The organism is Psychrobacter sp. GW64-MNA-CIBAN-0177, assembly GCF_040309585.1.
GTDB lineage: Bacteria > Pseudomonadota > Gammaproteobacteria > Pseudomonadales > Moraxellaceae > Psychrobacter > Psychrobacter okhotskensis.
This window is the reverse complement of record NZ_JBEOOY010000366.1, coordinates 1-260: the sequence shown is the minus strand read 5'-3', so window position 1 is coordinate 260 and position 260 is coordinate 1. Positions and strand designations below refer to the sequence as shown.

The 260-nt window shown below is 69.6% G+C and carries 1 protein-coding gene; it reads right to left on the bottom strand.

What is annotated here, in order from left to right:
- A partial coding sequence (locus AAEY79_RS15470) for a hypothetical protein (RefSeq protein WP_352289419.1) occupies positions 1-260 on the bottom strand: 260 nt, incomplete at both ends.

Below are 260 nucleotides of genomic sequence, written 5' to 3'. Positions count from 1 at the left end.
AACGGCAGGAACGTGAGAAACCCCATGCGCACGGCGCTGTCCAGCGTGCCGGTCACGATCAGCGCACGCAGGCCGCTCGCAGAACCGGCGCCGCCGCCCGTACGGGTAGCTTTCACCGGTGCTGCCGACGCCTCGGCCCGTGCCGGGATCAGCCACCACAACAGGCCTGCCGCCAGCAGCCCGAGGACACCCAGCAGGGTGACACTGGCGCGCCAACTGATGACCGCCAGCAACAGGCCGATCAACCCCGGGATCAGGGT